Source organism: Paenibacillus sp. FSL E2-0201, from assembly GCF_037963325.1.
Lineage (GTDB): Bacteria > Bacillota > Bacilli > Paenibacillales > Paenibacillaceae > Paenibacillus_AQ.
Map to the genome: position 1 here is coordinate 6,070,658 of NZ_CP150154.1, position 26,012 is coordinate 6,096,669.

At 45.2% G+C, this 26,012-nt stretch carries 27 protein-coding genes; 4 read left to right on the forward strand and 23 right to left on the reverse strand.

All coding sequences use genetic code 11. The features are described from left to right. Nucleotides 1-131 precede the first annotated feature (131 nt). The 8 genes from glmS to NSU15_RS27355 all read right to left on the reverse strand — a co-directional run bounded on the left by glmS (nucleotide 132) and on the right by NSU15_RS27355 (nucleotide 12,319). A complete protein-coding gene (gene glmS / locus NSU15_RS27320) occupies nucleotides 132-1,964 on the reverse strand; it encodes a glutamine--fructose-6-phosphate transaminase (isomerizing) (RefSeq protein WP_042131171.1) in 1,833 nt (610 codons plus the stop codon). Between the two features lie 638 nt (nucleotides 1,965-2,602). After that, complete coding sequence (gene glmM, locus NSU15_RS27325; RefSeq protein ID WP_042131172.1) at nucleotides 2,603-3,943, reverse strand: phosphoglucosamine mutase; 1,341 nt, start codon at nucleotides 3,941-3,943, stop codon at nucleotides 2,603-2,605. A gap of 111 nt (nucleotides 3,944-4,054) precedes the next feature. Continuing rightward, complete coding sequence (locus NSU15_RS27330; RefSeq protein ID WP_339288264.1) at nucleotides 4,055-5,512, reverse strand: CdaR family protein; 1,458 nt, start codon at nucleotides 5,510-5,512, stop codon at nucleotides 4,055-4,057. Continuing rightward, a complete protein-coding gene (gene cdaA / locus NSU15_RS27335) occupies nucleotides 5,505-6,335 on the reverse strand; it encodes a diadenylate cyclase CdaA (RefSeq protein WP_042131174.1) in 831 nt (276 codons plus the stop codon). Before cdaA ends, NSU15_RS27330 begins: the two co-directional genes overlap by 8 nt. Nucleotides 6,336-6,549: 214 nt before the next feature. Beyond that, nucleotides 6,550-7,164: a zf-HC2 domain-containing protein gene (locus NSU15_RS27340; protein ID WP_042131175.1), complete on the reverse strand. Its 615-nt coding sequence runs from the start codon at nucleotides 7,162-7,164 to the stop codon at nucleotides 6,550-6,552. A gap of 120 nt (nucleotides 7,165-7,284) precedes the next feature. Further along, nucleotides 7,285-7,851, reverse strand: a complete 567-nt coding sequence (sigW, locus tag NSU15_RS27345; RefSeq protein ID WP_036681288.1) for an RNA polymerase sigma factor SigW — start codon at nucleotides 7,849-7,851, stop codon at nucleotides 7,285-7,287. A 545-nt stretch (nucleotides 7,852-8,396) separates the two neighbouring features. Next, complete coding sequence (gene ppc / locus NSU15_RS27350) at nucleotides 8,397-11,189, reverse strand: phosphoenolpyruvate carboxylase (protein ID WP_076120977.1); 2,793 nt, start codon at nucleotides 11,187-11,189, stop codon at nucleotides 8,397-8,399. 236 nt (nucleotides 11,190-11,425) lie between these two features. After that, nucleotides 11,426-12,319 carry a LysR family transcriptional regulator gene (locus NSU15_RS27355; protein ID WP_042131177.1) on the reverse strand — a complete coding sequence of 298 codons (894 nt, stop codon included), beginning with the start codon at nucleotides 12,317-12,319 and terminating at the stop codon, nucleotides 11,426-11,428. Between the two features lie 167 nt (nucleotides 12,320-12,486). On the opposite strand from NSU15_RS27355, the gene NSU15_RS27360 reads away from it, so the two are divergent. The 4 genes from NSU15_RS27360 (at nucleotide 12,487) to NSU15_RS27375 (ending at nucleotide 17,613) form a co-directional block, all read left to right on the forward strand. Next, nucleotides 12,487-13,455, forward strand: a complete 969-nt coding sequence (locus tag NSU15_RS27360) for an ABC transporter ATP-binding protein (protein ID WP_339288266.1) — start codon at nucleotides 12,487-12,489, stop codon at nucleotides 13,453-13,455. 86 nt (nucleotides 13,456-13,541) lie between these two features. Further along, nucleotides 13,542-14,621 carry an ABC transporter substrate-binding protein gene (locus NSU15_RS27365; protein WP_339291491.1) on the forward strand — a complete coding sequence of 360 codons (1,080 nt, stop codon included), beginning with the start codon at nucleotides 13,542-13,544 and terminating at the stop codon, nucleotides 14,619-14,621. A 5-nt stretch (nucleotides 14,622-14,626) separates the two neighbouring features. After that, the gene (locus tag NSU15_RS27370; RefSeq protein WP_339288267.1) at nucleotides 14,627-16,306 is read left to right on the forward strand and encodes an iron ABC transporter permease; all 1,680 of its coding nucleotides are present in this window, start codon (nucleotides 14,627-14,629) and stop codon (nucleotides 16,304-16,306) included. Next, entirely contained in the window at nucleotides 16,303-17,613 is a 1,311-nt protein-coding gene (locus NSU15_RS27375) for an MBL fold metallo-hydrolase (RefSeq protein WP_339288268.1), read from the forward strand. The genes NSU15_RS27370 and NSU15_RS27375 overlap by 4 nt, the downstream gene beginning before the upstream one ends. Nucleotides 17,614-17,715: 102 nt before the next feature. On the opposite strand, the gene NSU15_RS27380 is transcribed toward NSU15_RS27375, so the two are convergent. From NSU15_RS27380 to NSU15_RS27450, 15 genes are all read right to left on the reverse strand, one after another. Next, on the reverse strand, nucleotides 17,716-17,997 hold the full coding sequence (locus NSU15_RS27380) for a holin (RefSeq protein ID WP_339288269.1): 282 nt from the start codon (nucleotides 17,995-17,997) through the stop codon (nucleotides 17,716-17,718). A 13-nt stretch (nucleotides 17,998-18,010) separates the two neighbouring features. Continuing rightward, a complete protein-coding gene (locus NSU15_RS27385; protein WP_076120982.1) occupies nucleotides 18,011-18,703 on the reverse strand; it encodes a M15 family metallopeptidase in 693 nt (230 codons plus the stop codon). After that, the gene (locus NSU15_RS27390; RefSeq protein ID WP_339288270.1) at nucleotides 18,675-19,088 is read right to left on the reverse strand and encodes a hypothetical protein; all 414 of its coding nucleotides are present in this window, start codon (nucleotides 19,086-19,088) and stop codon (nucleotides 18,675-18,677) included. Before NSU15_RS27390 ends, NSU15_RS27385 begins: the two co-directional genes overlap by 29 nt. Next, nucleotides 19,057-19,257: a hypothetical protein gene (locus NSU15_RS27395; protein WP_042131184.1), complete on the reverse strand. Its 201-nt coding sequence runs from the start codon at nucleotides 19,255-19,257 to the stop codon at nucleotides 19,057-19,059. The genes NSU15_RS27390 and NSU15_RS27395 overlap by 32 nt, the downstream gene beginning before the upstream one ends. A gap of 2 nt (nucleotides 19,258-19,259) precedes the next feature. Then, a complete protein-coding gene (locus NSU15_RS27400) occupies nucleotides 19,260-19,541 on the reverse strand; it encodes a hypothetical protein (protein WP_036681272.1) in 282 nt (93 codons plus the stop codon). 94 nt (nucleotides 19,542-19,635) lie between these two features. Next, nucleotides 19,636-19,851 carry a hypothetical protein gene (locus NSU15_RS27405; protein ID WP_042131185.1) on the reverse strand — a complete coding sequence of 72 codons (216 nt, stop codon included), beginning with the start codon at nucleotides 19,849-19,851 and terminating at the stop codon, nucleotides 19,636-19,638. Between the two features lie 23 nt (nucleotides 19,852-19,874). Beyond that, nucleotides 19,875-20,318, reverse strand: a complete 444-nt coding sequence (locus NSU15_RS27410; RefSeq protein ID WP_042131186.1) for an XkdW family protein — start codon at nucleotides 20,316-20,318, stop codon at nucleotides 19,875-19,877. 13 nt (nucleotides 20,319-20,331) lie between these two features. After that, the gene (locus NSU15_RS27415; RefSeq protein ID WP_076120983.1) at nucleotides 20,332-21,822 is read right to left on the reverse strand and encodes a hypothetical protein; all 1,491 of its coding nucleotides are present in this window, start codon (nucleotides 21,820-21,822) and stop codon (nucleotides 20,332-20,334) included. 11 nt (nucleotides 21,823-21,833) lie between these two features. After that, nucleotides 21,834-22,445, reverse strand: coding sequence for a putative phage tail protein (locus NSU15_RS27420; protein ID WP_339288271.1), 612 nt, complete (start codon nucleotides 22,443-22,445; stop codon nucleotides 21,834-21,836). Between the two features lie 3 nt (nucleotides 22,446-22,448). After that, the gene (locus NSU15_RS27425) at nucleotides 22,449-22,784 is read right to left on the reverse strand and encodes a hypothetical protein (RefSeq protein WP_081954205.1); all 336 of its coding nucleotides are present in this window, start codon (nucleotides 22,782-22,784) and stop codon (nucleotides 22,449-22,451) included. Nucleotides 22,785-22,795: 11 nt separating this feature from the next. Continuing rightward, nucleotides 22,796-23,818, reverse strand: coding sequence for a DUF2793 domain-containing protein (locus NSU15_RS27430; RefSeq protein WP_339288272.1), 1,023 nt, complete (start codon nucleotides 23,816-23,818; stop codon nucleotides 22,796-22,798). A gap of 1 nt (nucleotide 23,819) precedes the next feature. Next, complete coding sequence (locus NSU15_RS27435) at nucleotides 23,820-24,233, reverse strand: hypothetical protein (protein WP_042131191.1); 414 nt, start codon at nucleotides 24,231-24,233, stop codon at nucleotides 23,820-23,822. Nucleotide 24,234: 1 nt separating this feature from the next. Then, on the reverse strand, nucleotides 24,235-25,293 hold the full coding sequence (locus NSU15_RS27440) for a baseplate J/gp47 family protein (RefSeq protein WP_339288274.1): 1,059 nt from the start codon (nucleotides 25,291-25,293) through the stop codon (nucleotides 24,235-24,237). Then, a complete protein-coding gene (locus NSU15_RS27445; RefSeq protein ID WP_339288275.1) occupies nucleotides 25,286-25,717 on the reverse strand; it encodes a DUF2634 domain-containing protein in 432 nt (143 codons plus the stop codon). The genes NSU15_RS27440 and NSU15_RS27445 overlap by 8 nt, the downstream gene beginning before the upstream one ends. After that, nucleotides 25,714-26,010, reverse strand: a complete 297-nt coding sequence (locus NSU15_RS27450; RefSeq protein ID WP_042132514.1) for a DUF2577 domain-containing protein — start codon at nucleotides 26,008-26,010, stop codon at nucleotides 25,714-25,716. Before NSU15_RS27450 ends, NSU15_RS27445 begins: the two co-directional genes overlap by 4 nt. Between the last annotated feature and the right edge of the window lie 2 nt (nucleotides 26,011-26,012).

The window sequence follows — 26,012 nt, forward strand, 5'->3', positions numbered from 1 at the left end:
CACACACTTTTTTATTACCGGATACCAATCATTATTTCACAACTTTAATGTCTATTTCATAACTTTAATGTCAATTTCACAACTATGATATCACCAGACACTGAACATCACATAATTATTCCCAACAAACTCTATTCCACAGTAACACTCTTCGCCAAGTTACGTGGTTTATCCACATCATGACCCAGCGCAAGAGAAGCATAATAAGACAATAATTGCAGAGGTACTACGGACAACGCTGCTGTCAGCATTGGCAGTGTCTTAGGAATCACAAACACTTGATCCACTGATCTAAGCAGGTCAGTCAAATGCTCTTGATGAGTGATCGCAAGCACGTCAGCGCCGCGAGCCTTCACTTCTTTAATGTTGCTCACAGTCTTCTCAAGCACAGCTTCCTGAGTTGCCAGGGCAATAACCGGAACGCCTTCTTCGATTAGAGCCAGCGTACCGTGCTTCAATTCACCTGCAGCATAAGCTTCGGAGTGAATATAAGAGATTTCTTTCAGCTTCAAGGACCCTTCTTGAGCAACAGCGTAGTCTACGCCGCGGCCGATGAAGAAGAGGTTTTTGTGCTCAGAAATTTGTTCTGCATAACCTTTGATCGCTTCTTTTTGAGCCAGGATCTCTTCTACTTGCTCTGGTAGAGCTTGCATAGCTGCTAGAATCTTAGCCACTTGTGCTTCGGTTTGTGTACCACGAACTTCAGCTAAATAAAGAGCAAACAATCCGAAGGCAACCAATTGTGAAGTATAGGCTTTGGTCGAGGCTACTGCAATTTCAGGACCTGCCAAAGTTACCAACACATCATTCGCTTCGCGAGCAATAGAACTGCCCACTACGTTAGTGATCGCCAATACATGTGCACCGTTAGCTTGCGCTTCACGCAGAGCAGCCAATGTATCCGCAGTCTCACCGGATTGGCTGACAACGATAACCAAAGTTTCTGGTGTCACGATTGGTGAACGGTAACGATATTCCGATGCGATATCATTCTCAACCGGAATACGAACCAAAGATTCGATCATAGTACGTCCTACCACACCAGCATTGTATGCCGTTCCGCAAGCAACAACTTGGATGTTACGGATGTTCTTGATTTGTTCTTCCGTCATGTTCAGCTCTGGCAAAACAACCTTGTTGCCTTCGGCATTAATACGACCACGCATAGTGTCGCGGTAAGCCTTAGGCTGCTCGTGGATCTCTTTCAACATGAAATGCTCGTAGCCGCCTTTTTCCGCGGTAACTGCATCCCAATCGACAGTAATCATTTCCCGAGAAATAAAGTTGCCTTCAATCGTCATCAGTTCGACAGCATCTCTTGTCAGGACTGCCATTTCGCCGTCGTTCAAAATATATACATTACGGGTATACTCAAGCAATGCAGGAATATCTGACCCGATAAAGTTTTCTCCTTCGCCAAGACCGATAATGAGCGGGCTCGCTTGACGCACAGCCACCAATTTATCTGGTTCATATTCAGTCAGGACGCCTAATGCAAACGCACCGCGCATGAAGGTAATCGCTTTTTGCACAGCCTTCACGATATCCCCGTCATATTCACGAGCAATCAGATGTGAAATCACTTCTGTATCTGTTTCGGAGACAAAGTGGCACCCGCCAGCAATCAGCTCTTCTTTCAGATCCAGATAGTTTTCAACAATACCGTTATGAACGACCGAGAACTTCATGCTGTTATCCGTATGTGGATGCGAATTCTCATCGGATGGTTTACCGTGAGTTGCCCAGCGTGTATGTCCGATACCGGCGCTACCTGCCAGTGGGCTGCCTTCTAGCTTCGACTGCAGATTCGCCAAACGGCCTTGTGCTTTCACTACTTGCAATCCTTCCCCAGTGAATACAGCAATACCAGCGGAATCATATCCCCGATACTCCAGCTTCTTCAATCCTTCAACCAAGATCCCCTGCGAATTCTGATTACCAATATATCCTACAATACCACACATTATAATTTCCCCCGTCCGAGTTATCGTAATGTGGCGGCATAAGGAAAGAAACGTGCCGTGCGGCATGTTTTTGAGAAAAAGCAAATATTCTGTTGTATTTTGGATCAACAAAATAAACTGTCACTTACATCTTATGTTCATGAAATGCACAGCCTTCTTCTCTGCCGTGGCAGAACTACCGTGTTTCTTTACGATGCGCGCACACATGAATTTTTATATTTCTTATGCACCCATGAAAACGTTGTGTGAAAGGTCGCCCTTCCATTTTCCGTCTCCATTTACGGCTCTGGTGCATCACCGGGAGGTCCCCGCCGAACATTTCGAACACCTCCACCTCGTCAGCTTACGTCTGCCGTGATCCGTTCAAGCCCTTGTCTACATAACTATGTAGCAGCTTTCCCTTCTCCCCCGCGCTCGACCAAGCTCTGGCGCTTGCTATTGCGAACCTCACAATCCCCACTTTCCTTCTAGAATGACACTTAATCTATTATATGCACCTTGTAGTACTTTGGCAATGCTGCACCAACCCAAATTTCCAATTCCTGTTCATTGGATCCGGCCTAAAAGTGATAAACACCGGTGTAATGAGTCCGAATTGATCTCGCTCACTACACCGGCTATATAGTTATGGAAATGAATTATACCAATTCGCGTTGAACAACTTCTACAATTTGATTCACATAAAGATCTAGATCTGCCTTATCAGGTCCCTCTGCCATGACACGGATTAGAGATTCCGTACCGGACGGACGTACAAGCACACGGCCATTGTCGCCTAGCTTGCCTTCTACTTCAGCGATAGCCGCTTCGATAGCCTGGTTGTTAGGATAATTGGTCTTATCCTGAACACGAACATTAACCAGTACTTGCGGATACTTTGTCATCATGCTTTTGAGTTCACTAAGCTGCTTACCTGAAGCTATAAGTGTATCTACCAGCTGAATAGCCGTCAGAATACCATCACCTGTAGTGTTATAATCAAGGAAGATAACATGTCCAGACTGTTCTCCACCTAGATTAAAGCCGCCACGGCGCATTTCTTCCATCACATACCGATCGCCCACAGCTGTTTTAGCAGTGTTCAGAGATAATTTCTCGGTAGCTTTGTAGAATCCAATATTACTCATAACGGTTGATACAATTGTACTATCTTTCAGCTTGCCGGCACGGTTCATTGCATCCCCGCAAATACAAAGGATAAAGTCTCCGTCAACTTCATCACCTTTATTATCAATCGCAATCAATCGGTCAGCATCTCCGTCAAAAGCAAGCCCCAAATCCGCTCCTTGACGCAATACTTCTTCACGCAAAGTCTCTGGATGTGTCGAACCAAATCCAGCATTAATATTCAAGCCATCAGGCTCGGATCCAATAGAAATAACTTCAGCGCCAAGCTCTCTGAACAATCTTGGTGCAAGTTCATACGCTGCGCCGTGAGCACAGTCGAGTACGACCTTGACCCCTTTAAAATCCTGAGAAATTGTAGTCTTCAAATACTCTAAATAGAGGTACTTAGCATCATTATCAACCGTAACCATACCTAAACCTGAACCGATAGGACGCGGCAATTCATCTACCTCAGCATCCATAAGCTCTTCAATACGCAGCTCAGTTTCATCCGTAAGCTTGAAACCATCTCCGCCAAAGAACTTAATGCCATTATCTTCAACCGGATTATGTGATGCAGAAATCATTACCCCTGCATCGGCCTTTAATAATCTAGTAATATAGGCAACAGCAGGCGTACTCACTACACCTATACGGATTACATCTGCTCCAATAGACAGCAAACCAGCAATAAGAGCCGATTCAAGCAAAGGACCGGAAATACGTGTGTCCATTCCGATGACAACCTTTGGTTTATGCACATTACCCGCTAGTACATATCCTCCGCAACGACCAATGCTATAGGCCATTTCTGCTGTTAATTCACGGTTCGCTACTCCCCGCACACCGTCAGTTCCAAAATACTTCCCCATTATTTTTCTCCTTTGAATACGCTACATTAGCTTAATGTTCTATCATATGACTTGAATACTATTTTGGTGTACCTTTGGGACATATCCTAAAAGACGTATTTCAATAAAAGGTTATGTTCCCCCTGTACCTACAGGATTTTCGGAATTCGTACTTGTGTTAGCTGTGCCGTTATTCTCTGGATTGCTATCTGTCGGGTCAGGCGTTGCTGTCCCACCAGCCTCTCCACTATGGGTGGGCTTCTCAGTGGCTCCCTCATCGCCTATAACAGGCTCAGAGCTTGGCTCAGGAGTAGTTACACTCCCCGTATCTGGATGAGGCGTAGGCACCGGCGTTGCAGGTGATAGTAGTTGCACAGTCACCGTAAGAGGCACGCCTGAATTAGCCAGTGCAATGAATTTGGGCAGTGATACCCGTAAAGAAACCTCATGAGTCCCGGCAGTAAGGCCAGTCACATCTGCCACAACACTTAAATCTTTCTTATCTAGTTGATTTAACAAAGTAGGTGCACCCGTTAAGGTAAGGTCTATATCCTTACTTGGTGGATTAACAATACTTCCCTCTAGCCCATCACCCACACCTTGTAATTTGATGGGTACCGCTTCAACCTTCCGTTCAGCAATTTCTGAAATCGTTAATGAAACATTCACAGTTTCAGGCATGACCTTCTCAGTTCCAGCCGGAGGCTTCAGATCTACCTTCAGCTGCTTCGTTCCTGCAGAATCTATAGCGCTAAGATCAACACTTGCTTCATAGGTTGATAAAGCTGCTAATGCATTTGCTTGACCATATACAACAACTGATTCCAGTTCTGGTGTCACATTCGATAAGACGAGAGAATCTGGAAGTTGACCGGTAAAGCCGATATCCAGTGGCAGGCTCTTAAAAGGCAAAGTAATTGGCAATTCCACCGATACGGTAGCTGGTTCAATTACAGCGTCCTTCACTTCTTTTCCTTCACTATCATAAGCGTGCAGCTTCAATTTCTTCTCTTTAAAGGTTTCATTCTCCCCATTTAGCTCAATGGTGCCTTGTACCTTTACCACTTTGCTTAACTCATTATCAGGAAGCGTAACCTCAACAGTATCTGTAGGCTGCATGACAGGGGTGCCCAATTGATAACCCGCTGCTGGTTCTCCCTTGGTAACCAAGGTTATGGGAAAAGACTTTGTATTTCGCAGCTCTACATGTACGTTGACCTCTTTAGGAGTCATTCTGACGAGCGTTACACCTCTAGGTAATGAATAAGAGAGTGGCAACGTATTATCTCCAGGCTCAACCTTACTTAGATCAAGAGTCACTTTATAGTCGTCCGAGAACTGAAAGGAGATATCAGAGTTCTTCCCCTTAACCTCCATACTGACACTATCTACATCCTTGTATTCCAGCACATATTTATCTTTATCTAGACCGACCTCTTCGATCTTTACATTCTCAATAATCTTCGACTTAGTATCGACCGTGGTCTGTCCAACAGGTGCAGTGTCGACACGAACCATTGTAAACAGAATAATCCCAAACGCAAGGGCAAGAATCTTATTGAAATTGTTATTGCTCATCCACTTATCCATGATTTTTGTCCCCCTTCCGTTTCCAGAAAGTTGAACCTTTCTCCTTCAGCGATGAACTTACACTTAGCTCTTGATGGAGCTTCGAAATCATTGATTCTTCTTTAATGTCCCTCACAATTTGACCATTGATGGCCAGAGAAATCTGTCCTGTCTCCTCTGAGACAATGACAGACACAGAGTCCGCAACCTCACTGATCCCTATAGCTGCACGATGCCGTGTCCCCAGTTCCTTACTAATAAAAGGGTTCTCAGACAAAGGTAAATAACAAGCAGCGGCGGCAATCTGGTTTCCTTGCATAATAAGGGCTCCGTCATGCAGAGGTGTGTTAGGAATAAAGATGTTAATCAGCAACTCCGAGCTGACTAGAGAACGCATCGCGATACCCGATTCCGTATATTCATTGAGGCCTGTCTCTCGCTCGAATACGATTAATGCCCCTATTTTTCTATGTGATAAATAATTTACGGCTTTAATGACTTCGCCAATTAATTTACTGAGCTCTTCATCACTTTCCCCAGCCCGTCCGAAAAATCTGCCTCGTCCAAGCTGCTCCAGTCCCCTTCGTAGTTCCGGCTGAAAAATGATAAAGACCGCCAGCACCCCGAATGTAAACATTTGATTCATTAGCCATTTGAGCGTATAGAGATCTAGGATGGTACTCACAGCCCAAATCAAAACCAGTACGAGAATCCCCTTTAGCAGTTGAATCGCTCGAGTTCCGCGCACCATATTAAGCACTTTATAAATAATGTAGCTGACGATCAAGATATCAATTATATCTTTAATGGAGTCTTTCCATGTTAAATCTGTAAAATAACTCATTGCCTAAAACCCCCGTCATTTCATATTAGCTGGGTTTATGTAAAATGTCTGTTAGATCTATATCATATCTAGGTTATAACGTTCGGGCTCCAGTTGCAAGTTTAGTGCCTCACGCATTTTCTAAATTTTCTAAATTAAGGCAACAAAAAAGCGCCATCTTTCCGGAAAAAGAGGCGCAAAATAATATTCCAGCTCAAGGTAACCACTGCCCGCATTAACGGTAGGCAACTTCAGAGAACATGTTCGTCACTTTATACCAGAGCCAACTTACTGCTTGGTCTATGCTTTTGACTTGCCCAGAAATATGAGCCGTTGAAGCCTGATACAAAGAGCCGTCAATAACTGTTACGTTACCGTTCACTTCCCCATATACCTGTGCTTTACCATTCTCTATGGTAAGGTCACCGGTAATAATCTTGCCGGAAGGTACGATTACAGTATCCCCTTTGATGACCACTTGATCCAGATCTACTCCTCTAACTACAAGTTGTCTATCTGGACTCCAAAAAGTTACGGTGCTCATTAGCATTACGACAAGAAACAGAGATGCCGCTGTAAGTGCAGGGTGTCTCTTGATCCAGGTAATGAAAGCTTTTTCTTTCTTGGACTTTGGCAATGAACTCATTATCCGGCTCACAAGATCATCTGAGGCGACGGGATTCTGATGCATAAGGGAGAACATCAACATATCTGTCTGTTCTAATTCTTTAAACTTTGCACGGCAATCTGGACAGGATAGAAGATGCTCCTTCAATTCCCTCTGCTGCTGTTCGGGCAAGTCGTCATCCAAGTAATCGTGCATCATAGAGACGGCCAGTTTGCATTCCATAGGAGCCAATCCTTTCATGAGTGCTATTTAATTATCCTAAGACAAAGGGTCAGGACACATAAGACTTGCTTAACTTACATACGTTGCTCTTCAAAAGATGTTTCATAAAAAAATCAATTATTACATTTTCGGGCCTAATTTTTTACGCAAAAATTCACGACCGCGGTGAACACGCGTTTTAATCGTGGTAACAGGCATGTCGAGCACATCACTGATCTCCTGAAGTGATAAATCCTGCAGGTATCTAAGAATCATCACAGACCTGTATTTCACAGGCAGACTGTCAATCGCCTCATAGATTAGCCCCTGCGTCTCAGAGAGCAGTAATTCGGTCTCAGGTGTCACATTATCACTTGGAATCAATGAATAGCCGTCAAGGCCCTCCTGATCGTTCATTTCTGCATCGAGCGAATAGGTTGGTTTCCGTTTACGTAATCTATCAATACAGAGGTTCGTTCCAATCCGATAAATCCAGGTAGAGAACTTCTGTTTATCATCATACCGATCCAAGTTTCTATACACACGCAAAAAAGTCTCCTGAACAATATCCTCCGCCTCATGGCGATTGTTCAGCATCCGGTACGCCAGATGATATATTTTGTCTTTATATAGTTCCACAAGCTCGGCAAATGCCCTTTGGTCGCCTTTTAAGGCGAGCTTTGTCAATCTGCCTTCCAAATTCTCCACCTGTTAACTCCCCCAGACTTGCCGCCCTTGGTATTTATTTTGAAATATCCACGGTACAAGCAATTAAATCGTAATTCAAGTTTGTATAAAAATCAAGGATTGTATTGTAACCTCCTCTGTAAACTGAGTTAATTTCTAGGAATAATAGATAGGGTGAATCCAATGACATTCCTAAGAATGTTGGACTTTCGGTCGCTGTTATCCTCTGATTTCCTGATTATAAACCGCATATAGCGGTCGAAATCTGAGGATAGCATATGCTTACGATGCTAGCTTTCCTACGGAAAGCTTTCGGGCTATCGCATTCGCTCCTACAGTTCCAAAATCCTTCTCCATGCCCACTTTCACCAGAATTTATTATTCTTATCAATTACCTCTGACCACATCTCGGGTACTTTTCAGGAAAAAAATTCATATTCGTCATTTCTCCGAGATATTTCTTCAAGAAAATCCTACACAATATACAGTTTATGAGCATAACAACTCGTACTAGAGCACAAAAAGTCCGCCCCAATAAAGGGCGGACTTTTTGTGTTAAGACTATATCAGCCGGTATTTCGAAGACCGGCGGCAATGCCATTGATAGTAAGCAATACTTCGCGAAGCAATTCGCTATCGTCTCCATCGACTTCACGGAGCGCTCTAAGCTCAGATAGCAATTGAACCTGCAGATAACTAAGTGGATCAACGTAAGGATTGCGGAGTCTAATCGACTCCTGAATCACAGGGACGTTATCCAAGATATCCTGCTGGCCAGTAATCTTCAGGATCAGCTCAGAGGTCAGTTTGAATTCATCTTCAATCTGACCGAAGATCCGTTGACGCGCTTCCTCGTTCTTGCCCATGCTGGCGTATTCCTTAGCAATGATCAAGTCCGCTTTTGAGATAGCCATTTGCAGCGTATCTATCAGTGTAGTAAAGAATGAGAAGTTCTCATACATATGCTGCATAATCTTCAGATTCTCTTCCTTACCCTCATAGAAACTCTGCAGTCCGGTTCCAGCAGCATACCATGCAGGAAGCAAATAACGGCTTTGTGTCCATGCAAATACCCACGGAATTGCACGCAAGTCTTCAAAGCGGTCACTGTTCTTCCGTTTGGAAGGGCGTGAACCAATGTTAAGCTCTCCAACCTCAGGCAGAGGAGTAGATTCTTTGAAGTAAGTCAGGAAGTCCGGATCACGGAATATCAAATCCTGATATTTGTGAAGCGAAACTTCAGAGATACGGGCAACAATCTCTTCCCACTTCTCTTCATATAAATCCGCTTGTGGAATTCTCGCATTGATCGCTGCAGTCACAAGCGCAGATGTCGCTTGCTCTAGACTGCGGTAAGCAATCCCTTGCATCGAATAACGGGAGGAGATCACTTCTCCCTGCTCGGTGATCTTAATGCCTCCGCCAATCGTCGAGGCTGGCTGAGCCAGAATGCTGCGGTTAAGCGGCATGCCGCCACGGCCGAGCGCTCCACCACGACCGTGGAAGAACTTCAGCTTGATTCCGAACTTATCGGCTGTAGCTGTAATCTCTTTCAGAGCAACACGCAGTTCATAGTTAGCGGTAACCACGCCGCCATCTTTGTTACTATCTGAATATCCAAGCATGATTTCCTGCAAATCATTCATTGCTCTTACTGCATCGCGGTAGATAGGCATGTTGAGCAATCTATTCATAATTTGTGGTGCTTCATGCAAATCATCAATCGTTTCAAAAAGTGGCACAGCTTGCAGCGTACATACGACTGTACCGTCATTATCTTTGCGGAATAGTCCTACCTCTTTGGAGAAGACCATAACCTCCAGAATATCGCTTGCCGCTTCTGCCATACTGATCAGATAACTAGTGATACATTGTTTGCCGTACTCTTCTTGCGAAGCGAAGATCGTCCGGTACACTGCAAGACATTCCTCTGTACCCTCACTATAAGTCTGATAAGAAGAAGTGATTGGACGTGGATCATTCAACAGCTTCTCCAGTAGCTCAATCTTCTCATCTTCAGACAGTTTGGAGTAATCCGGCGTAATGTTCATTTTCGCCAGAATTTCAGTCATAGCATTCTCATGTTCTTGACTGTGCTGACGCACATCAAGTGTCGCCGTATGGAAACCGAACAGCTCCACTTGGCGGATCAATTTCTTAATATAAGTGTCGGCCACATAATCGGCATAGTGATGCCGTAAACTGCGGTCAATCACGTTCAAATCATCGATAAACTCTTCAGGTGTAGAATAACGCTCAAGAGTATCTTTTTTCTCATCATCCAGAACATTTTGTGTCTTGGAGATCATATAACTAAGCTTAATACGGTAAGGTTCATTGTCATTGCGCCATTCTTCCATCTTGCCGAGATTGATGATCTCACGATCAGCTTCGATGGATTCAATGAGCTCCGGCGTTACCTTAACAATACTAGTGCTAAAGCTTAGATATTTCATGAGTTCACGCATAATCCGCTGATATTCCCGAATCGCCAGCTTACGCTGCATACGCAAAGTCTGTGAGGTAACTGTTGAAGTTACCGAAGGGTTACCATCGCGGTCTCCACCAATCCATGAACCAAAACGCAAGTAAGTTGGTACATGCCAGTTCTGTCCTGGGTAGTATTTACTCAGACAACGTTCAAGTTCTTGATAAACGTCCGGCAATACATGGAAAATCGTCTCGTGGAAATAGTACATCCCATTGCGCACTTCATCGAGTACTGTTGGCTTGCGGTCACGCAGTTCATCCGTTTGCCATAGCGTAATCACTTCATTTAATAATTTCTCACGGAGCTGTTCACGCTCCCGGAAGGTTAAAGTAGGGTTATCCAGACCCATAACATCATCAGATATCCGCTTATGAATATCGAGAATAGCACGGCGCATAGCTTCCGTAGGATGTGCCGTCATTACAAGTTCCAGAGATAATCCTGCAATAATCTCGTTAACTTCCTCATGAGAGAAATCACGTTCACGAAGCTCTTTAATTGCGCTTTCTATAGAACCGGGTTGGACTGTCTCCCCAGCTGAACGTTCATAGTCACGTTTGCGGCGAATCCGATGGTTCTGTTCGGCAATATTCACGAGCTGAAAATAAATGGCGAACGCTCTTATTACCTGATGACGGTTCTCTGGATCCAAAGAATTGATTAACTCCTTAAATTCACTGTGCAGTTCAGGTAAAAATAGTGAGCGCAGCGATTTACTGGTTTCGCGAATTTTCTCCACGATCTCTAGTAGTTCGTTACCGCCTTGGTGAACCAAGACCTCTCCTAAAATGTTCCCCAAGAACCGTACGTCCCGTCGCAGCAGATTGTTAGAGTTGCTTTTGCTGACGGTAGTCGTAAGTTCGGTCATGCTGCTCCCCCCATTCTCTTCCGGATCAATGTGTTAATTATTGTCTGTCTAAATATCTTCTATTAAAGCTTTCCTCATATCATACAATAAAACCGCGTGAAAATCTCCAACTTTTTTGTGCTGTAAAGCGACACAGTAATTAAGATTATACACCAATTTCTCAATTTATACAGTCCTTATATTTTATGTATTCTTTCTTATATATAATGGCTCTAGAATGCCTTCAGTATGTGTATTTAAATACGGAGTGTTCGAATCTGATCGATGAACAGGCCAATAAGCGGAGAATAATGACGATCGCGGTTATACGAATAATAAATATGTCTTTGAAAATTATAATCTGGAATGGTGCGCATTAGCAATCTTCCTCTGGCCACCTCGTCCTCCACAGCAAGCCGCGAGATAAACGAAACATACTTTCCACTCATAAGTGATTGCTTTATGGCCTCCAGTGAATCCAGCAGAATATAGGTTCTGGGTTCATTCCCTTCACGCTCAAACCATTTATCCGTCAGTTGGCGTGTACTTGATTCCTTGTCATGTAATATAAAACTCGCTGAAGCAATCATAGCCGGGTTTAAATTAGAAAATGCGGCAAATTCGTGAGATGGCGCAAAAACAAGTACAAGCTCGTCTTCACACAAAGCTTGAGTATGCAGATCAGGCAAATAAAAAGATTCCGTAGACAAAATACCAAGGTCAATCTCATGACTAGCCAGCATTTCTTTGATTACAGGGGAAGGCTTAACCGATAAAGAGATCGTAATCCCCGGATGTTGTTCTCCAAACAGCCCTAATATTTTTGGGAGAATATAAGTAGCTGGAACGTAACTGGCACCAATCTTAAGCGTTCCTCGCCCCGCCTGACTGAACTCTTTTACAACCCTCTCCGCTTCTGCAGCTAGTGCATTGATTTTAGTCGCATAATGAAGAAACGCTTTCCCACTCTCCGTAAGAATCATTTTATCCATTCTGGATTCAAATAACTTCTCCCCCAATTGCTGCTCTAAATTCTTCAAATGATACGTAACGGTGGGCTGCTTCAGTCCAAGTTTATCGGCCACTGTGGTTATTTTTTTATGTTTATTTAGCAGTTCTACGATTTCCAGCTTGATTAAATTAAGGTTCATTATCATCCACTCCCTTGCCTATTCCCTAAACGGTACCATAGAAGAATTCTATGAATGTTAAAATAAATCGGCAAAAAAGTTAATATCACAGTTACATTCAGCAAATATAGCGGGAATTCTTTACCTTTACACTAAGAACAAGCTTAAGAACAGGCAGGTAGATAGAGATGAAGGAAATTACAATCCACAGATTGGAAAAGAAATTCGGAGATGTGCATGCCTTGAAGGCTGCAGATCTGAAGATTCCCGCTGGAAGCTTTACGACATTACTCGGTCCTTCAGGTTGTGGAAAGACGACACTACTCCGTCTGATTGCTGGGCTAGAAACACCGGATGCGGGAGAAATTCTAATGGATGACGAGTTTATTTTCTCAGGGAACAAAAGAATTAGCCGCCCTATCCATAGCCGAAACTTTGGGATGGTCTTTCAAGATTTCGCGCTCTGGCCGCATCTAACTGTCTTCGAGAATGTCGCCTTCGGACTTCGTGCCTCTAAGCAGAAAAAGGATTTACGGATTAGGGTTCAACAAGCCCTTCGTTCCGTAAAGCTGGAAGGACTGGAGCTACGCTTTCCCCATCAGCTATCCGGTGGACAACAGCAACGGGTTGCTTTTGCCAGAGCAGTAGTTACTAGACCCCAGCTTGTATTGTTCGATGAGCCGCTAAGTGCACTGGATGCGGTCTTGCGAGATGAAATGAGGCTGGAGTTAACCTCCTTGGTGAGGAACATGGGCATTACTGCTCTATACGTCACCCATGATCAAACCGAGGCGATGTCTATGTCAGATGAAGTGGTCGTGATGCAAGGCGGAACTATTTTACAAACAGGTTCACCTGAGGAGATTTATCAGAAACCAAATCATCCTTTTGTAGCCCATTTTATTGGAAAATCCAACTGGATCCTTCCCGATAAGCAAATGCTTCGTCCGGAACATTTACGTTGGTCTCAGGAGGATGCTTCCTCTCTTCCTTTTACGGGGACGATTCGACATGTGAGCTATATGGGTGATCGCTATGAGGTCATTCTGGACATGGAGAACCGAACGACTTGGACCGCTTATCATGATCAACGTCTACCTGTTGGAGAAACGATCCAGGTCTACGCTTCTGAGCACCAGATCCATCATCTGAATTAAGCGTCCACTGCATGGAATAGCTCGTATGATGCTGTTCCATGCAGCAAGATGCAAAAAATATTAGGGAGGCATTCACATTGAAACCAATGAATAATACTAAAGGACTTAGCACACTTCTTCTAACAACTATAATCGGAGCAAGTCTAGCCGGCTGTAGCTCTACTAACACGCCTGCAGCTAACGCAAGCAATCCAAACTCAAACGCTAACACTACAGCTCAAACTGAAGCACCACAACCAACAGAGAAAGCTCTAAGTGGCAATCTTATCGTCTACAGTGCAGGTCCAGAAGGTCTAGCCAATAAAATTAAAGAAGGCTTTGAAGCCAAAACCGGTGTGAAGGTCGAAATGTTCCAAGGCACTACAGGAAAAATATTAGCCCGTATGGAAGCAGAGAAATCTAATCCGGTAGTCGATGTTGTCGTTCTTGCCTCCCTTCCGTCTATGCAAGGGATGAAGAACGATGGATTATTACTTCCATATAAAGAAGCAGTGAATGCAGATAAACTCGTAAGCGATTGGTCAGACACAGCAGATGGAAATTATTTCAGCTACAGCGCATCCGCACTGGGGATTGTCTACAATACAAAAAAAGTTAGTACGCCTCCGACTTCATGGGATGATCTCACTAAAGCGGAATGGAAAGGAACCGTCAATATTCCAGATCCTTCGCTATCTGGCTCGGCTCTAGATTTCGTAACTGGATATTTAAGCGCTAAAGGGGACAGCGGCTGGGATCTTTTTAAACAATATAAAAGCAATGATGTAGCGATGGCGGGCGCCAATCAAGAGGCACTTGATCCAGTTATTACCGGCGCTAAATCCGTCGTTGCTTCAGGTGTAGATTACATGGCTTATAAGGCAAAAGCTGACGGTGAGCCTGTAGATATCGTCTACCCTGCTGAAGGAACAGTGATCAGCCCTCGTCCGGCTGCGGTTATTAAGACAAGCCCGAATGTAGATAATGCTAAGGCTTTTATCGACTATCTTCTATCTGATGAAGCTCAAGCGCTAGTTGCTAAAGCCTACTTATTGCCAGGCAGAACCGACGTGAAAGCAGAGAATCGTGCGAATCTCGATGAAATTAAGACATTTGATGTGAAATGGGAATGGATGAACGAGCACAGCGATGAAGTTTCCTCGACCTTCACACAAATTTTTAAATAAGCGTAATGAATATTAACTCTTTACGCTCATTTAAATGGGTAAGCGGCGGACTTGCTTTATTTATACTGACAGTGCTCGTACTGCTGCCACTCCTGCTCATTTTTTGGACCAGTATCTATCCTAATGAGCAGTTAGATATAGCCGCGCCACTACGAACCATTATGAGTAGTCATGATCTGGTTGAGGTACTGCTGAATTCTATCGGGCTCGGGGTAAGCGTTATTCTACTAACTACGCTATTTGCACTACCTCTGGCCTGGATTATGGCTAAAACGGACTTAGGGCATCATAACTGGCTGGATGTTGTGCTACTAATTCCTTTTATGACTCCGCCATACATTGGTTCAATGGGTTGGATGTTATTTATGCAGACGGGTGGGTATATGGAACAGTTTCTGCCCGCTTCCTCCGTGCTGACTCCGTATTTCTTTAGTTATGGAGGGATGGTGCTGATCATGAGCCTGCATCTCTTCCCATTCCTATATTTGCTGCTGCGCAATGCGCTTTTGCAGATTGGGGGCAATCTGGAGGAAGCAGCCTCTGTTCATGGCGCTCCGTTCTTTTACAGATTTAAAAGAGTAATCATTCCCTTGCTGTTATCCAGCTATGGGCTTGGAGCTCTTCTCATCTTCGTCAAAACGATTGCCGAATTCGGTACCCCTGCGACCTTTGGTCGTAGGATCGGATTTTACGTTCTGACCTCTGAGATCCATAAGTATATCTCTAGTTGGCCAATAGATTTTGGAAAAGCTACTTCACTAGCTTCCTTGCTGCTCGGAGTTTGTCTCGTCATGTGGTACATCCAGACTCTAATAAGCAGCCGCTTCTCTTATCGCTTAATAGGCGGAAAAGGGACGCGTACCAAACGTTATAGAAGTACGGGAATTGTAGGGGTCCTTAGTTGGGGGTATGTCGTTCTATTACTGCTATCATCCATCGGCATTCCATATTTCTCAATCATAACAGCCTCATTATTAAAGCTGCGAGGAGAAGGCGTATCTTGGAGCAATTTAACCTTAAAGCATTATGCAGAGCTGCTATCACCGGGTTCTCAAGGTCTTGAGGCCTTATTGAATAGCTTCACATTAGCCATCGTTGCTTCCAGTATCGCGGTTATTCTTGGGACTTGGTTTGCCTTAACTGTAGGAAAAGGAGCTACATTCAAGCAGAAAATTACAGATCTATTCAGTCTACTCCCCAATACAGTTCCTGGAATTGTAATTGTAGTAGGGCTAATCCTGCTATGGAATGCTCGCTGGATGCCTATTCCGCTCTATAATACCTACTGGATGGTTGTGCTAACCTACGTTGTACTATTCATCCCCTATACTGTTCAGTATGTAAAAGCGAGCTATGGGCAGATCGATTCTTCCCTTATGCAAGCGGGACAAGTATTCGGAGGAAGCAAGCTTTATGTGTTCCGCCGTATCCTGCTCCCTCTCATCCTTCCGGGGATGGTGGCTGGATGGATGATGACCTTCACCATTTCCAATCGGGAACTGGTAGCCTCCTTACTCATTCTTCCACCTTCAATGCAGACCTCGGCAACCTATATTTTTGCCCAGTTTGAACAAGGTGCAGTGGCGATGGGGATGGCCATGGCAGTAATCTCTGTCGGCGTTACTACTATATTACTACTAGTATTAGAATATTTAAGCCCAGATAGAAAGCGGAGACAACGATGAGCACACTAACGATTTGGGGAGGGGCCGGAGAGCATGGCCGTTCCTCCTATCTTTTGCAAGACAAAGATGGGCAATCTGGTATCCTACTCGATTGTGGTGTCAAAAAAGAAGGCCCAGGTGAATACCCCCTGCTAGACACAGACATCATCCCACATTTGCAGGCCGTGTTTCTGTCCCATGCGCATGAGGATCATTCCATAGCACTTCCCCTACTATATAAGTACGGATATTCAGGTAAGGTATGGACAACGAAAGCTACCGTTAAACAGCTTCCCGATTACTTCGAAGCATGGGATAAATACGTGGCAGCTCAGTCTGTATCACTACCTTACGAAGAAATAGATAAACAATCTATTGAGTTCATGTATTTAGAGGAGCATATCCCCCCTCAGACTTGGCTGAGGATTGCCCCTAATCTTCGAGTACAATGGGGGCGAAGCGGACATTTAGCAGGTTCGGTCTGGCTGATCCTCGAATGGGACGGAACAGTCGTATTTTTCTCAGGGGATTATACGAAGGAGTCGCTGCTGCTCATGGCAGATTCACCAACGATCATGGAAGCCGGAGCTAAAGATGCCGTCGATCTATCTATTATCGATGCCGCATACGGCGCGGATCCTGATGAGCAGCTTGTAAAGTTACAGCAATTAGAGTCAGCGATCTGTAACACGCTGCAAAAAGGGGGATCAATCCTCCTGCCGGTGCCTATCCATGGCAGAAGTCAGGAATTGATCGTATGGGCAAGCGAGTGTTTCCCGGATGATCAGCTGATCGTCGAAGAAGAGCTCATAGCACCTTTAAGAATTTTGAGCGATAAGACCGAATGGCTGAAAGAGGGCGCTATTCAGCGCGTTGATATGCTTCTTAATAGAAAGAACTTGTGCATTGTATCTAATTCAGAGGAACGTGCAAAGGCACTGTTGAATCTCAAGAGCTCAATCGTGTTTACCAATGACGGAATGATGCAGTCGGCAAAAGCACAAGCGTACTTTCATCAGCTCTCTGCTTCTCCTGACAACCATGTGATCTTCACGGGACATTTGGCGGCAGGTAGTTTCGGGCACCGTCTCGTTAAAGGGTCTTTGGGAGAAGAATCTAGCAACACGAGTTGTACAATCTCATTAATTCGCTATAAAGTCCACCAAGGCTTACCGGACATTCGAGAAATGCTCCAAACGGTTCCCAGCCGCCGGTCGGTGCTCGTTCATGCTCCCAAACCGCATATTGATCATGTCACTTCTATATTAGAAGGAGAAGGTTTTGCAGGGCTTTACTCTCTACTTCCTGGAAGTACGCTTTCGTTCTGAAGTTTAACTATGTAGTTTCGTTAGGAGAAAATAGGGCTCTTCCTTAGGTCTATTCAGACTTTTTGGAACAGCCCTTTTTTATGATTCGTACCTATTATCCATTTACTCTTTCGTCGTCCCCGGGCGATCCTTAAAAGCTAGCTCAAACAACCCCGTCGCAGATAAACCAGCCAGACCTCCAGCCCAAAGGCGAAGAACGATATCCAGTTCGGTAAAAGGATACGCTGCCGCTCCGATGAGCAAGCCTAACAATAGTCCGATAATTGGGACTGCATTACGGGGGATGTTGATACTATTTTTGACCAATTGGACCAGCGCCAGTACGAATACTGCTAATATTGAGGCAAACGCCATAACTTCATCTAAAATCTCTCTAGTTTCCATGATAGATACCTCCTTAGTGAGTACTTTTAATCTCAACCGTCCTAGTGGCGGAATCATAACCCACCTGTGCACCTAGCGCTTCTGCAATAATACGAACGGGAACGTAGGTGATGCCTTTTTCAAGCACTCCATCTGCAACCTTAACTCCGTTAACCTTTACGACAGCTATTGCGTCACCCTTCAAAGTTTCCTCCTCCTTCCGATTGATGATTTTGTACGCTGACTCCACTGCGGATATTGAGGGCTTTGCCCCTGCTCGTAACTGTGTGAGCGTTAAGCCAAATGCCATTTGAAAATGTGGGTAATCTTTAAAGTTCGTCCAATCGCCTCCCCATTCGAAGCCAAGTGCCTTGGCCTCTTTTACAACCTCCTGCCAATCTATAATCTGATTGTTATTCCCGTCCCGGCGCATATCCCATGACACACTCGATCCATTCGGCAGCAAAAGAGCAAAATCTACCGCTAATCCAAAATTATGATAGCTATACCCGCCACGCGCATTGGTGACAATCGCTCCAGGCTTAGTGCGTCCTTGTGCGTAAAGAGCATCCTGCTCGGCTATTGTGCGGAGGCCTTGGGTAATGAGAATGGGGATGTTGAGTTTGTAGCAACGTTCAATTAGAGCAGTAGCCGCGGAACGGACTACGGGGTGTAGGTTGGTTAGACGTGAGGTCGATTTATTTTCCACCTGAATTAGTGTCAGCATGTTGATCCTCTTCTCTGTCTATCTTTTTCAAATAAATGAATTGATCGTATCTCCCGGAACGCGTCATTGATGCCAAAATAATGATGCCGATTGTTGTACCGAATTGAGCAATAGCCCAGCTATAGTTCAGCCAAATTAGCCATGCTGCTGTGTCCACTCCTAGTAATCCTGCCAAACGGAATAGTAGAATTACAAGCATATTGAACGTATAGGCCATTAAGAAAAAAAGCATAGCCAGCATAAACACGCTGACCACACCTTTTTGGAGTCGTTCGTAAAAATATTGCCTGTGGCGATAAATGATGTATAATCCGCAAGCTGCAGTAGTGCTATATAGCAACAATAATAAAAAATCAATCATGTGCATCATGATCCCCTCGATCATAAACTAAATATTTGGCGAATCGGTTGCGATCAATCTCCTCCTGAATTTCCTGGGAGACATTTCTATAATGACTTATGGTCAGTGTAACGCTGGTAGAGGCTCTGCGGAGCTCCATCTCTTTATCAACATGCCGGGGGAGAAGCAGCCGCCGAATCCATTGTGACAGCATTCCTAACTCCCCCTGTCTTCCGTATGGTCAATCTTCAGTTTCTTTAAGACGTCCAGTGTGGGCTGCATAAACTCTGAGCGCTCCTTATCCAAAATCGCTTGCAGACGATCCCGATCCTCCTCTGCCCGATCCAGCATTTCTCGCGGTACAAGGTTCCCTTTGACAATCGCACGCAATAACACCATCAGCACGATCATCAAAATGAAAGCAACAATATAAGCCAGCCCATACTTATCCGCCAATGGCAGCAGCTTCTCCAATTGCGCAATATCCCCTTCGCCCATTCGTCCGCTCCTTTCTGTAATGATGTTGATGCGTAAGCAGCCCCCGGGGTACCGAGGGCACAAAAAAACACGCTCCTGTTTGAATGCGTGCAAGTTATATAGCTGATGATTGCTCAGAAGAATTATGTTCAACAAATGGTATATCTGATCGTTTTTCGATAATCTGCACCTTTACCAAAATCTCATTATCCGGCTGCATGTTATAGGAAGAAATGATATCCTCTATCGGACCTTCCTCACGATCATAACGAGTGATGCAGGCATTAGTCATCAGCCGGATTTTGGCTGCGGTAAGTGAATCCATAGTCATGATTACAACTCAACTCCTTTTGGTTATATGCTGAGTAATTCAGCCATAATGACTTCGATGTCTTGTAGCCGATCTTGCAAAGCCATATTCTCTGCGCGCAGTTGCTCAACCTCGCTTAACTCTGGCGGCTTTTTGGCTTCGGCCTCTAGGTAGGCTTCCCACGCTGCTTCGAGTTCTACTTCTGTTGGTTGTGGTACGTCTAGGTTCCAGGCGGCGATGTATGGGCCTCTCTCTACAAGGTCGTAGTGTTCACCCTCGACCAGTAGGTTATAGTCAATGCCGTAACAGTAGTGTACGCCCTCTAAGGGTTCTTCTCCTTCGCCTGGCGGCTTGATCTCATATCGGACACGACCTTTTTCTTCGGCTCCCTCGTGCAATACAGGTTCAGCGCCATTGTCTTGGACGACAAAGTCACGAAATGGATTAGCGTATGGGTATAGATACATAATTGCTAGTGCTATATTCATCTTTCACCCTCCTTTATGCAATTCTTATTAAAGATACATGCGTATATTGGTCACTGGATGGTATTGAAACGTTTTGTATAGGGTTTAAATAAACTTCCACATACTGTCCCGCATCAAGACGGAGAAGTGCCGAACCGCCCAGTGAAAGACCAACTTGAATAGCATCACTTGTTTGTTCTGTTATTACGGAATTTAAAATTCCATTCACAAAGATCCCCAAAGCCCCTCTCCCCACGCCCGTGTTAGAGATAGCTACTCGAACATTCAACAAGTACACTCCTGTCTCTGGAGCTACCATTCTACTATTTGCTGCGTTCGCAGTGTTTTTAATATTGTATAGAGATAGGTTGAATAATACTTTATTCCAAACACCCGCGCTCGCGAATTGATCCGCCCCGGTGTGGCCCATTTCAGCGGTCGGGCGTGATGTGGTTGTATTATCTCCCCATGGGTTAAAAACTCCACTTGTGATGATACCATTTAATGAGCCTTCGGAAGTTATTCCTGATGGCTGTGAGCCATATTTATAGATTGAACCGCCATGACTAGCGTAAAGACCCACGCCATTCGCTTGCCCCGTGTTATTGAGTGATGTAACAATCGAAGCACTTCCGACTATTATTCCAAAGTTCCGTCCAGATACCGAAGAATTTCTAATGTCTGCGTTTTGACCTGCAATATTAATTCCCGGATAATTAGCGGTAGTTTCACAGGAGCAATTTTTAATGTCGATGTTTCCGCCGTCATACGCATTAAAACCCATTGAGGTTGTGGTATTAGCAGAAAATCCGTCTATAACAATACGATTGCACCGTTCAGCCACGAAGGAGCGGATAGTTACAGAAGTACCCATAAATTGAACATGACCACCGCCTACTTTGCCGCTTATTCTCACATCTTCGGCATAGGTTCCAGATGCAACATTTATAGATGCAGTATGATTAACAACTTGAGGAATCATGCCGATAGCCCTATTGATTGTTTTAAATGCCCCTGCTGACGTATTGGCTGAACCGTTGTTTGTGTCATTCCCATCCGTCCTTACATAGTACGTAAGATCAGCGGTCGTTTGCTGCGGCGTAGTAACCAACGGCGCCTTACCATTTAACTGCCCCTGAATCCCCCCAGTCACCCCATCCAAATACCCAAACTCTGCATTTGAGACCACGCCAGTCCCAATCTTCGAGGCATCAATTCCGGCTGAAGCATTAACATCCGCGTTGACAATCACCCCAGCCGCAATAGCCGTGACTCCATCACCAGTACTAGTGACATCCCCCGTGTGATTAGGGTGCGCATAATTATTGGCACCCGCAGCGATACCCGCCAGCTTCGTTTTCTCCGCCGTAGTGTAGTCGTTCGTGGACAGCTGTTTCCCAGTAACTTTATCAACCTTGCCAGTTACGGCATTATCCAAGATGTCCATATTCCCGTTCAGATCGGCAATATCAACGATATCTGTTCCCTCTGGTTTCTTTAAGCCCAAATTTCCTGTGGTTTGCATGTGTCACTCTCCTATCTATAAGTTCTTAATTCGTTCCATGTCTTACTGTGAGCACTCTCCCAAGTCAAAACCTTAACGGAGTCCCACCAGGTATAGCTGAACACAAATTCATAAGCTAAATGCGCAGGTTTTATCTCTTCGATAATTTGAATCAACCCTGCCATATTCGGAGGTATGCCCAGTGTACTCACAAAATGAATCTCAAAACGGTACTCATCAGGCACTTCCTTAACTTCAACCACTCCACCCGAAAAGGCGGACGCCGTCCGCTGGATCATCTCCGGCGTTGTCGTCCCGTTTCCACGCAGCTTCGCCTTAATCATCTCTCGGCGTGTGGCATATGACTTGGATAATTCGATATTTAATCCAAGTTCAGCTTCCCAACGTCCAAGGCTCACCGTTGCCGTTTCAACAAACGCCTGATCCAGTACATCTATAGTGCCTACCTTCAGTCCACCAATTTCTAGCCCGATGGTCTCCTGAAGCTTCTCCATTTCACGGACATCCTTATAATAATCTGGCAAATACTGCATTAGATCAGGCGCCTCGACTTCACCCGGATGATTCGAATCTTCATCTGCGGAATACAATAATTCGCTGAATAAAGAGTTGCCATAGCTCATCCCCTACACCCCCTTCATTTGATTCCAGGTTAGAGGGCCTTTAGGCAGATAATCATGTGTATGCGTCGCTGGAGGAAACACTGATGGCTTCCCCTCTACCCCCGCCCAAGCTACACTATCCGCTTGTTGAGCAAAATCTACCTTGCCATTGTTATTCGTATCGTAAATGCTTTTCAGCATGTCTCCGGTACTTTGTGCCGCAACTAGCAAGACATTCCCAGCAGCAGAACCGATATATAGCTTACCTGTGTCTGTACAGTAGCCAAGCTCACCAATAGCCAGTGCTCCAATCGCACTTTCCAATCCGCGGCGTATTTGAATCAATGTCTTTAAAGCCATTGTCCCGCCCCCTAGAAAGTTCCGCCATCAATACTGGCTACGGTAAGTTTATTGCCATTCGCCGCATCATAAATGATGCTACTTCCATCCACACTTACAGCTACACCGGCACCATCTACAGTGATCCCTTTTCCAGCTGTAACCGCAATCGCGTCTGCAGTAACCGTGATCCCATTGCCTGCACCAATATTCAGCGTCACAGCATCGGCCTGTCCACCACCAATCAGTCCGTTTCCAGCTGTAATGGTCTGTAATGCACCACCCGTTCGAACCCATGCGCTGCCGTTCCAGCTATAAATCTTCTGCTCATCATCAACATAAGCGGTCCAGCCTACGGCAGGAACATAAAATACCCAAGCAGCAGATTGGTACTCCACGATTTGATTCGTTTTTCCCGCCCATGCCCCAGTTGCTCCAGCTGGAATAATGTATCGATCACCCTCAACCGGACTGGCTGGTGGAGCCAGCAGGTTCTGATCTTTTACCGACGCTTGCGGTTCGATGTTATGCTTAGCCAGCTCAATTTCATTTTTAATCTTTTGTGCAGACCACAAGTCTGTAATCGTAGTCCCGGCATCATTGATTGTCCGGTGCTTGGTCACATCGTCAATGTGAGTCTTGATCTCAGCGGCAGTCTTTACATTCGTGCCATCTGATACTTTATTGATATGTCCCGCACTAATATCCGCTTTAAGCACCTTCGCGTAGGTTGCTCCATCAGCGATATCGTCAATTGTACCCGTCAGGTCACTAAGCTTCTGCGCATTCACCCGCCGCCAAGCTGCCCCATCATCAAAATATAAATATCCGCTATTCGAACCCGTAGTCACGTAATACAACCGGCCAACGGCTCCAGCAACTGGACGCGAGGCTTCTGGCCCGGACAACGCCCTTCCGACCATGGAATTAGACGTACCGTCACCAATATAAACTTCCTTTGTATCATTGCAAAAACCAAGCTCACCCGCCTTCAACACGCCATAACTCGTTAGCTCAGCCTTTGTTCCCCGCTTTATTTGTATGGTCTGTGCCATTTTACACCTCTCTTCTGAATGATCCTCCGTCAATCTGTCCCTTGTTCTTATACCGTTCTATTTCAGTTTGAACAGCAGTAAGACTTTCCTGCAAACCGTTAATATCCTCTGCTTCAACGGTATCGCCGGGGGTTTCGTAAGTCACATAAACCTCAGGCACATCGGCAAAAATCTTAATCAACCGTCGCCACGGCGCTTCATCCGGAAAAGACACCGTAAAATTACGTAGCTCGATCCCGGAATACTGTGACCCTGTGTACACTGCGATGCTCTGATTATTGATGTTGTCATGCGCAAGCGCACCACTATACATGCCATTTACAAGCGATAATCTCTCTTCAATAACATAACTGGCACCGTTTGCTTTTTTATTAAGCTTTTCTTGAAAAATATCAATTTGCTCTGGATAACCCATGCTACACCTCCAGTAAAACATTGCCGAACAACGGCACTTCTTCTTCGCTCAACATTACGTTGCCCGCTCCACTGTTCAGCTTCAGCTCACTGTAATCTGCGACTCCCTCAGTAGCTAGCAATAGTGCACCAATTACAGACTGACTAATATAGGTTGCTGAAAAAGCCTTCTCCTTGCGATAGCTCTCAAGAGTCGCCTTGAATTCTTCATTAACAGCTTGCAGCGCATAACCTGAAGCAAGGGTTACTTTTGCACTTATACTGATGCTTTTGCCCGTTGCCGACGCCACCGATACAACAGCACCTACAGGGGCTTGCCCCTCACCCTCTCCAGAGACCGGATCAATGTAATGCTGAACCTTAGTCACCAGCAGCTCAGAAGCAGGAAGTTTCTCGGCATCTACGATAATCACCTTCACCGTCTTAGGACCATTCCATAATGGAAAAACACGAGCGCCCCCTACTCCTGCAACCTGCATTGCCCACTCCATGTAGTGATATTTATTGCCGCTAGTAGCTGGGCGTCTGGCTGAATCCAAATAACGCTGGCGAAGCGATTCATCACTTTCGGCGTTCTCCCCAGGGATCAGAAGAGAAGCTATTTCTCCGCGTGCAAGGTCTGAAATATAATTCACCGGCAGCAAAGAGCCAAAATATCGGTTTCCTTCTTCTCCAGCGGTTTCACTCTCCAACCGATACACTCCAGGAGATAACTTTTCCACAGCCGTATAATTCAGCATATCGAGAGAGAACCGGCTGCCGAGAGGTACATCCAGAAGTCCCCCATCCGCTTTATAAAAAATCCCCTTCAGCTGCGCTTTGCTCGCTTCTCTCCTTACAATGCCTGACCAGGAGATACTTCGCTCCAAGTACTCGCCGGTAGCCGTATCTGCAAAATACAGATTATTATTGACATCCAGCTCAATGTACATTTGCGCCAGCTCTGCTGCTGCCGGAGCGAGCGCGTCATAAATGATGCTGCCCTCGCGTTTATCCAGACCTGACGGAACCCGGTCCAGCATCCGTTCCAAAAGAGCCTCATACGTCTGATCCTCATACATCCTCATTCCACTCCTTTCTCAGCTGAAAATTCCCATAACGTGTGACCACCTTACAATCAAAGGTTAGATTATCCCCGTTAAAAGAGACCTCAATATTTTCTAAGCTAAGGATTCGTTCATCCTGAAGTAAGGCTTCACTAACGACACGTCTGATTTCAGCTCTGACTAACAGCCGATCCTTACCCAAAACCAGCTGCCACTCTGTTCCGTAATCCGAACTGTAAATCAGATGTTCAAATCTATCGGTTCGCAGAATTTTGGCCGCTGCCTGCTGCACTGCCTCAAGTCCATCCGCTTGGCCAGTGATCCTTTTTCTGTCCCAATCCATTCGGTAGGTTAGACTAGGGTTTTCCCCACGCTCAAGGTTGACCTCGCCTTCAAGAAGGGCAGTTATCGGTCCAGCTTTTCCAATCGCAGGAATCATATTGGACTCACCAGCCGATCCAGAACAATATAGCTTTGTCCGCCCTGCATCCGAACCATCAGAACCCGATCACCAGAGGCAAGTCCTCGACGCACTACCACTTCTCTACCCTCTAGCTCGACTTTACATTCCATTACCGATTCAGGCAGCACTAGCGCATTCCCCGATAAAATAAAACGTTGATCCACCTGGATCTGTAAGGGAGCTACCTCCGTTACCGTCCCATAAGAAAAAGCCACGGGATTTGTATTTCCCACGGCTCCTAGGCTTGCTTTTTTTATAATATCCAACATCA

Bases quoted from the DNA above. Each gene is read 5' to 3' on its own strand.
- glmS (WP_042131171.1), bottom strand. From the start codon at position 1,964: ATGTGTGGTATTGTAGGATATATTGGTAATCAGAATTCGCAGGGGATC.
- NSU15_RS27355 (WP_042131177.1), bottom strand. From the start codon at position 12,319: ATGAACCTTAATTTAATCAAGCTGGAAATCGTAGAACTGCTAAATAAA.
- NSU15_RS27410 (WP_042131186.1), bottom strand. From the start codon at position 20,318: ATGAATATAGCACTAGCAATTATGTATCTATACCCATACGCTAATCCA.
- NSU15_RS27330 (WP_339288264.1), bottom strand. From the start codon at position 5,512: ATGGATAAGTGGATGAGCAATAACAATTTCAATAAGATTCTTGCCCTT.
- NSU15_RS27445 (WP_339288275.1), bottom strand. From the start codon at position 25,717: ATGATTCCTGCGATTGGAAAAGCTGGACCGATAACTGCCCTTCTTGAA.
- NSU15_RS27425 (WP_081954205.1), bottom strand. From the start codon at position 22,784: ATGGCTTTAAAGACATTGATTCAAATACGCCGCGGATTGGAAAGTGCG.
- cdaA (WP_042131174.1), bottom strand. From the start codon at position 6,335: ATGAGTTATTTTACAGATTTAACATGGAAAGACTCCATTAAAGATATA.
- glmM (WP_042131172.1), bottom strand. From the start codon at position 3,943: ATGGGGAAGTATTTTGGAACTGACGGTGTGCGGGGAGTAGCGAACCGT.
- NSU15_RS27400 (WP_036681272.1), bottom strand. From the start codon at position 19,541: ATGGGCGAAGGGGATATTGCGCAATTGGAGAAGCTGCTGCCATTGGCG.
- NSU15_RS27365 (WP_339291491.1), top strand. From the start codon at position 13,542: ATGAATAATACTAAAGGACTTAGCACACTTCTTCTAACAACTATAATC.
- NSU15_RS27415 (WP_076120983.1), bottom strand. From the start codon at position 21,822: ATGCAAACCACAGGAAATTTGGGCTTAAAGAAACCAGAGGGAACAGAT.
- NSU15_RS27440 (WP_339288274.1), bottom strand. From the start codon at position 25,293: ATGTATGAGGATCAGACGTATGAGGCTCTTTTGGAACGGATGCTGGAC.
- NSU15_RS27430 (WP_339288272.1), bottom strand. From the start codon at position 23,818: ATGGCACAGACCATACAAATAAAGCGGGGAACAAAGGCTGAGCTAACG.
- NSU15_RS27360 (WP_339288266.1), top strand. From the start codon at position 12,487: ATGAAGGAAATTACAATCCACAGATTGGAAAAGAAATTCGGAGATGTG.
- NSU15_RS27370 (WP_339288267.1), top strand. From the start codon at position 14,627: ATGAATATTAACTCTTTACGCTCATTTAAATGGGTAAGCGGCGGACTT.
- NSU15_RS27390 (WP_339288270.1), bottom strand. From the start codon at position 19,088: ATGATCGAGGGGATCATGATGCACATGATTGATTTTTTATTATTGTTG.
- NSU15_RS27450 (WP_042132514.1), bottom strand. From the start codon at position 26,010: ATGTTGGATATTATAAAAAAAGCAAGCCTAGGAGCCGTGGGAAATACA.
- NSU15_RS27375 (WP_339288268.1), top strand. From the start codon at position 16,303: ATGAGCACACTAACGATTTGGGGAGGGGCCGGAGAGCATGGCCGTTCC.
- NSU15_RS27435 (WP_042131191.1), bottom strand. From the start codon at position 24,233: ATGGGTTATCCAGAGCAAATTGATATTTTTCAAGAAAAGCTTAATAAA.
- NSU15_RS27395 (WP_042131184.1), bottom strand. From the start codon at position 19,257: ATGCTGTCACAATGGATTCGGCGGCTGCTTCTCCCCCGGCATGTTGAT.
- ppc (WP_076120977.1), bottom strand. From the start codon at position 11,189: ATGACCGAACTTACGACTACCGTCAGCAAAAGCAACTCTAACAATCTG.
- NSU15_RS27380 (WP_339288269.1), bottom strand. From the start codon at position 17,997: ATGGAAACTAGAGAGATTTTAGATGAAGTTATGGCGTTTGCCTCAATA.
- NSU15_RS27340 (WP_042131175.1), bottom strand. From the start codon at position 7,164: ATGGAATGCAAACTGGCCGTCTCTATGATGCACGATTACTTGGATGAC.
- NSU15_RS27420 (WP_339288271.1), bottom strand. From the start codon at position 22,445: ATGAGCTATGGCAACTCTTTATTCAGCGAATTATTGTATTCCGCAGAT.
- NSU15_RS27385 (WP_076120982.1), bottom strand. From the start codon at position 18,703: ATGCTGACACTAATTCAGGTGGAAAATAAATCGACCTCACGTCTAACC.
- NSU15_RS27405 (WP_042131185.1), bottom strand. From the start codon at position 19,851: ATGACTATGGATTCACTTACCGCAGCCAAAATCCGGCTGATGACTAAT.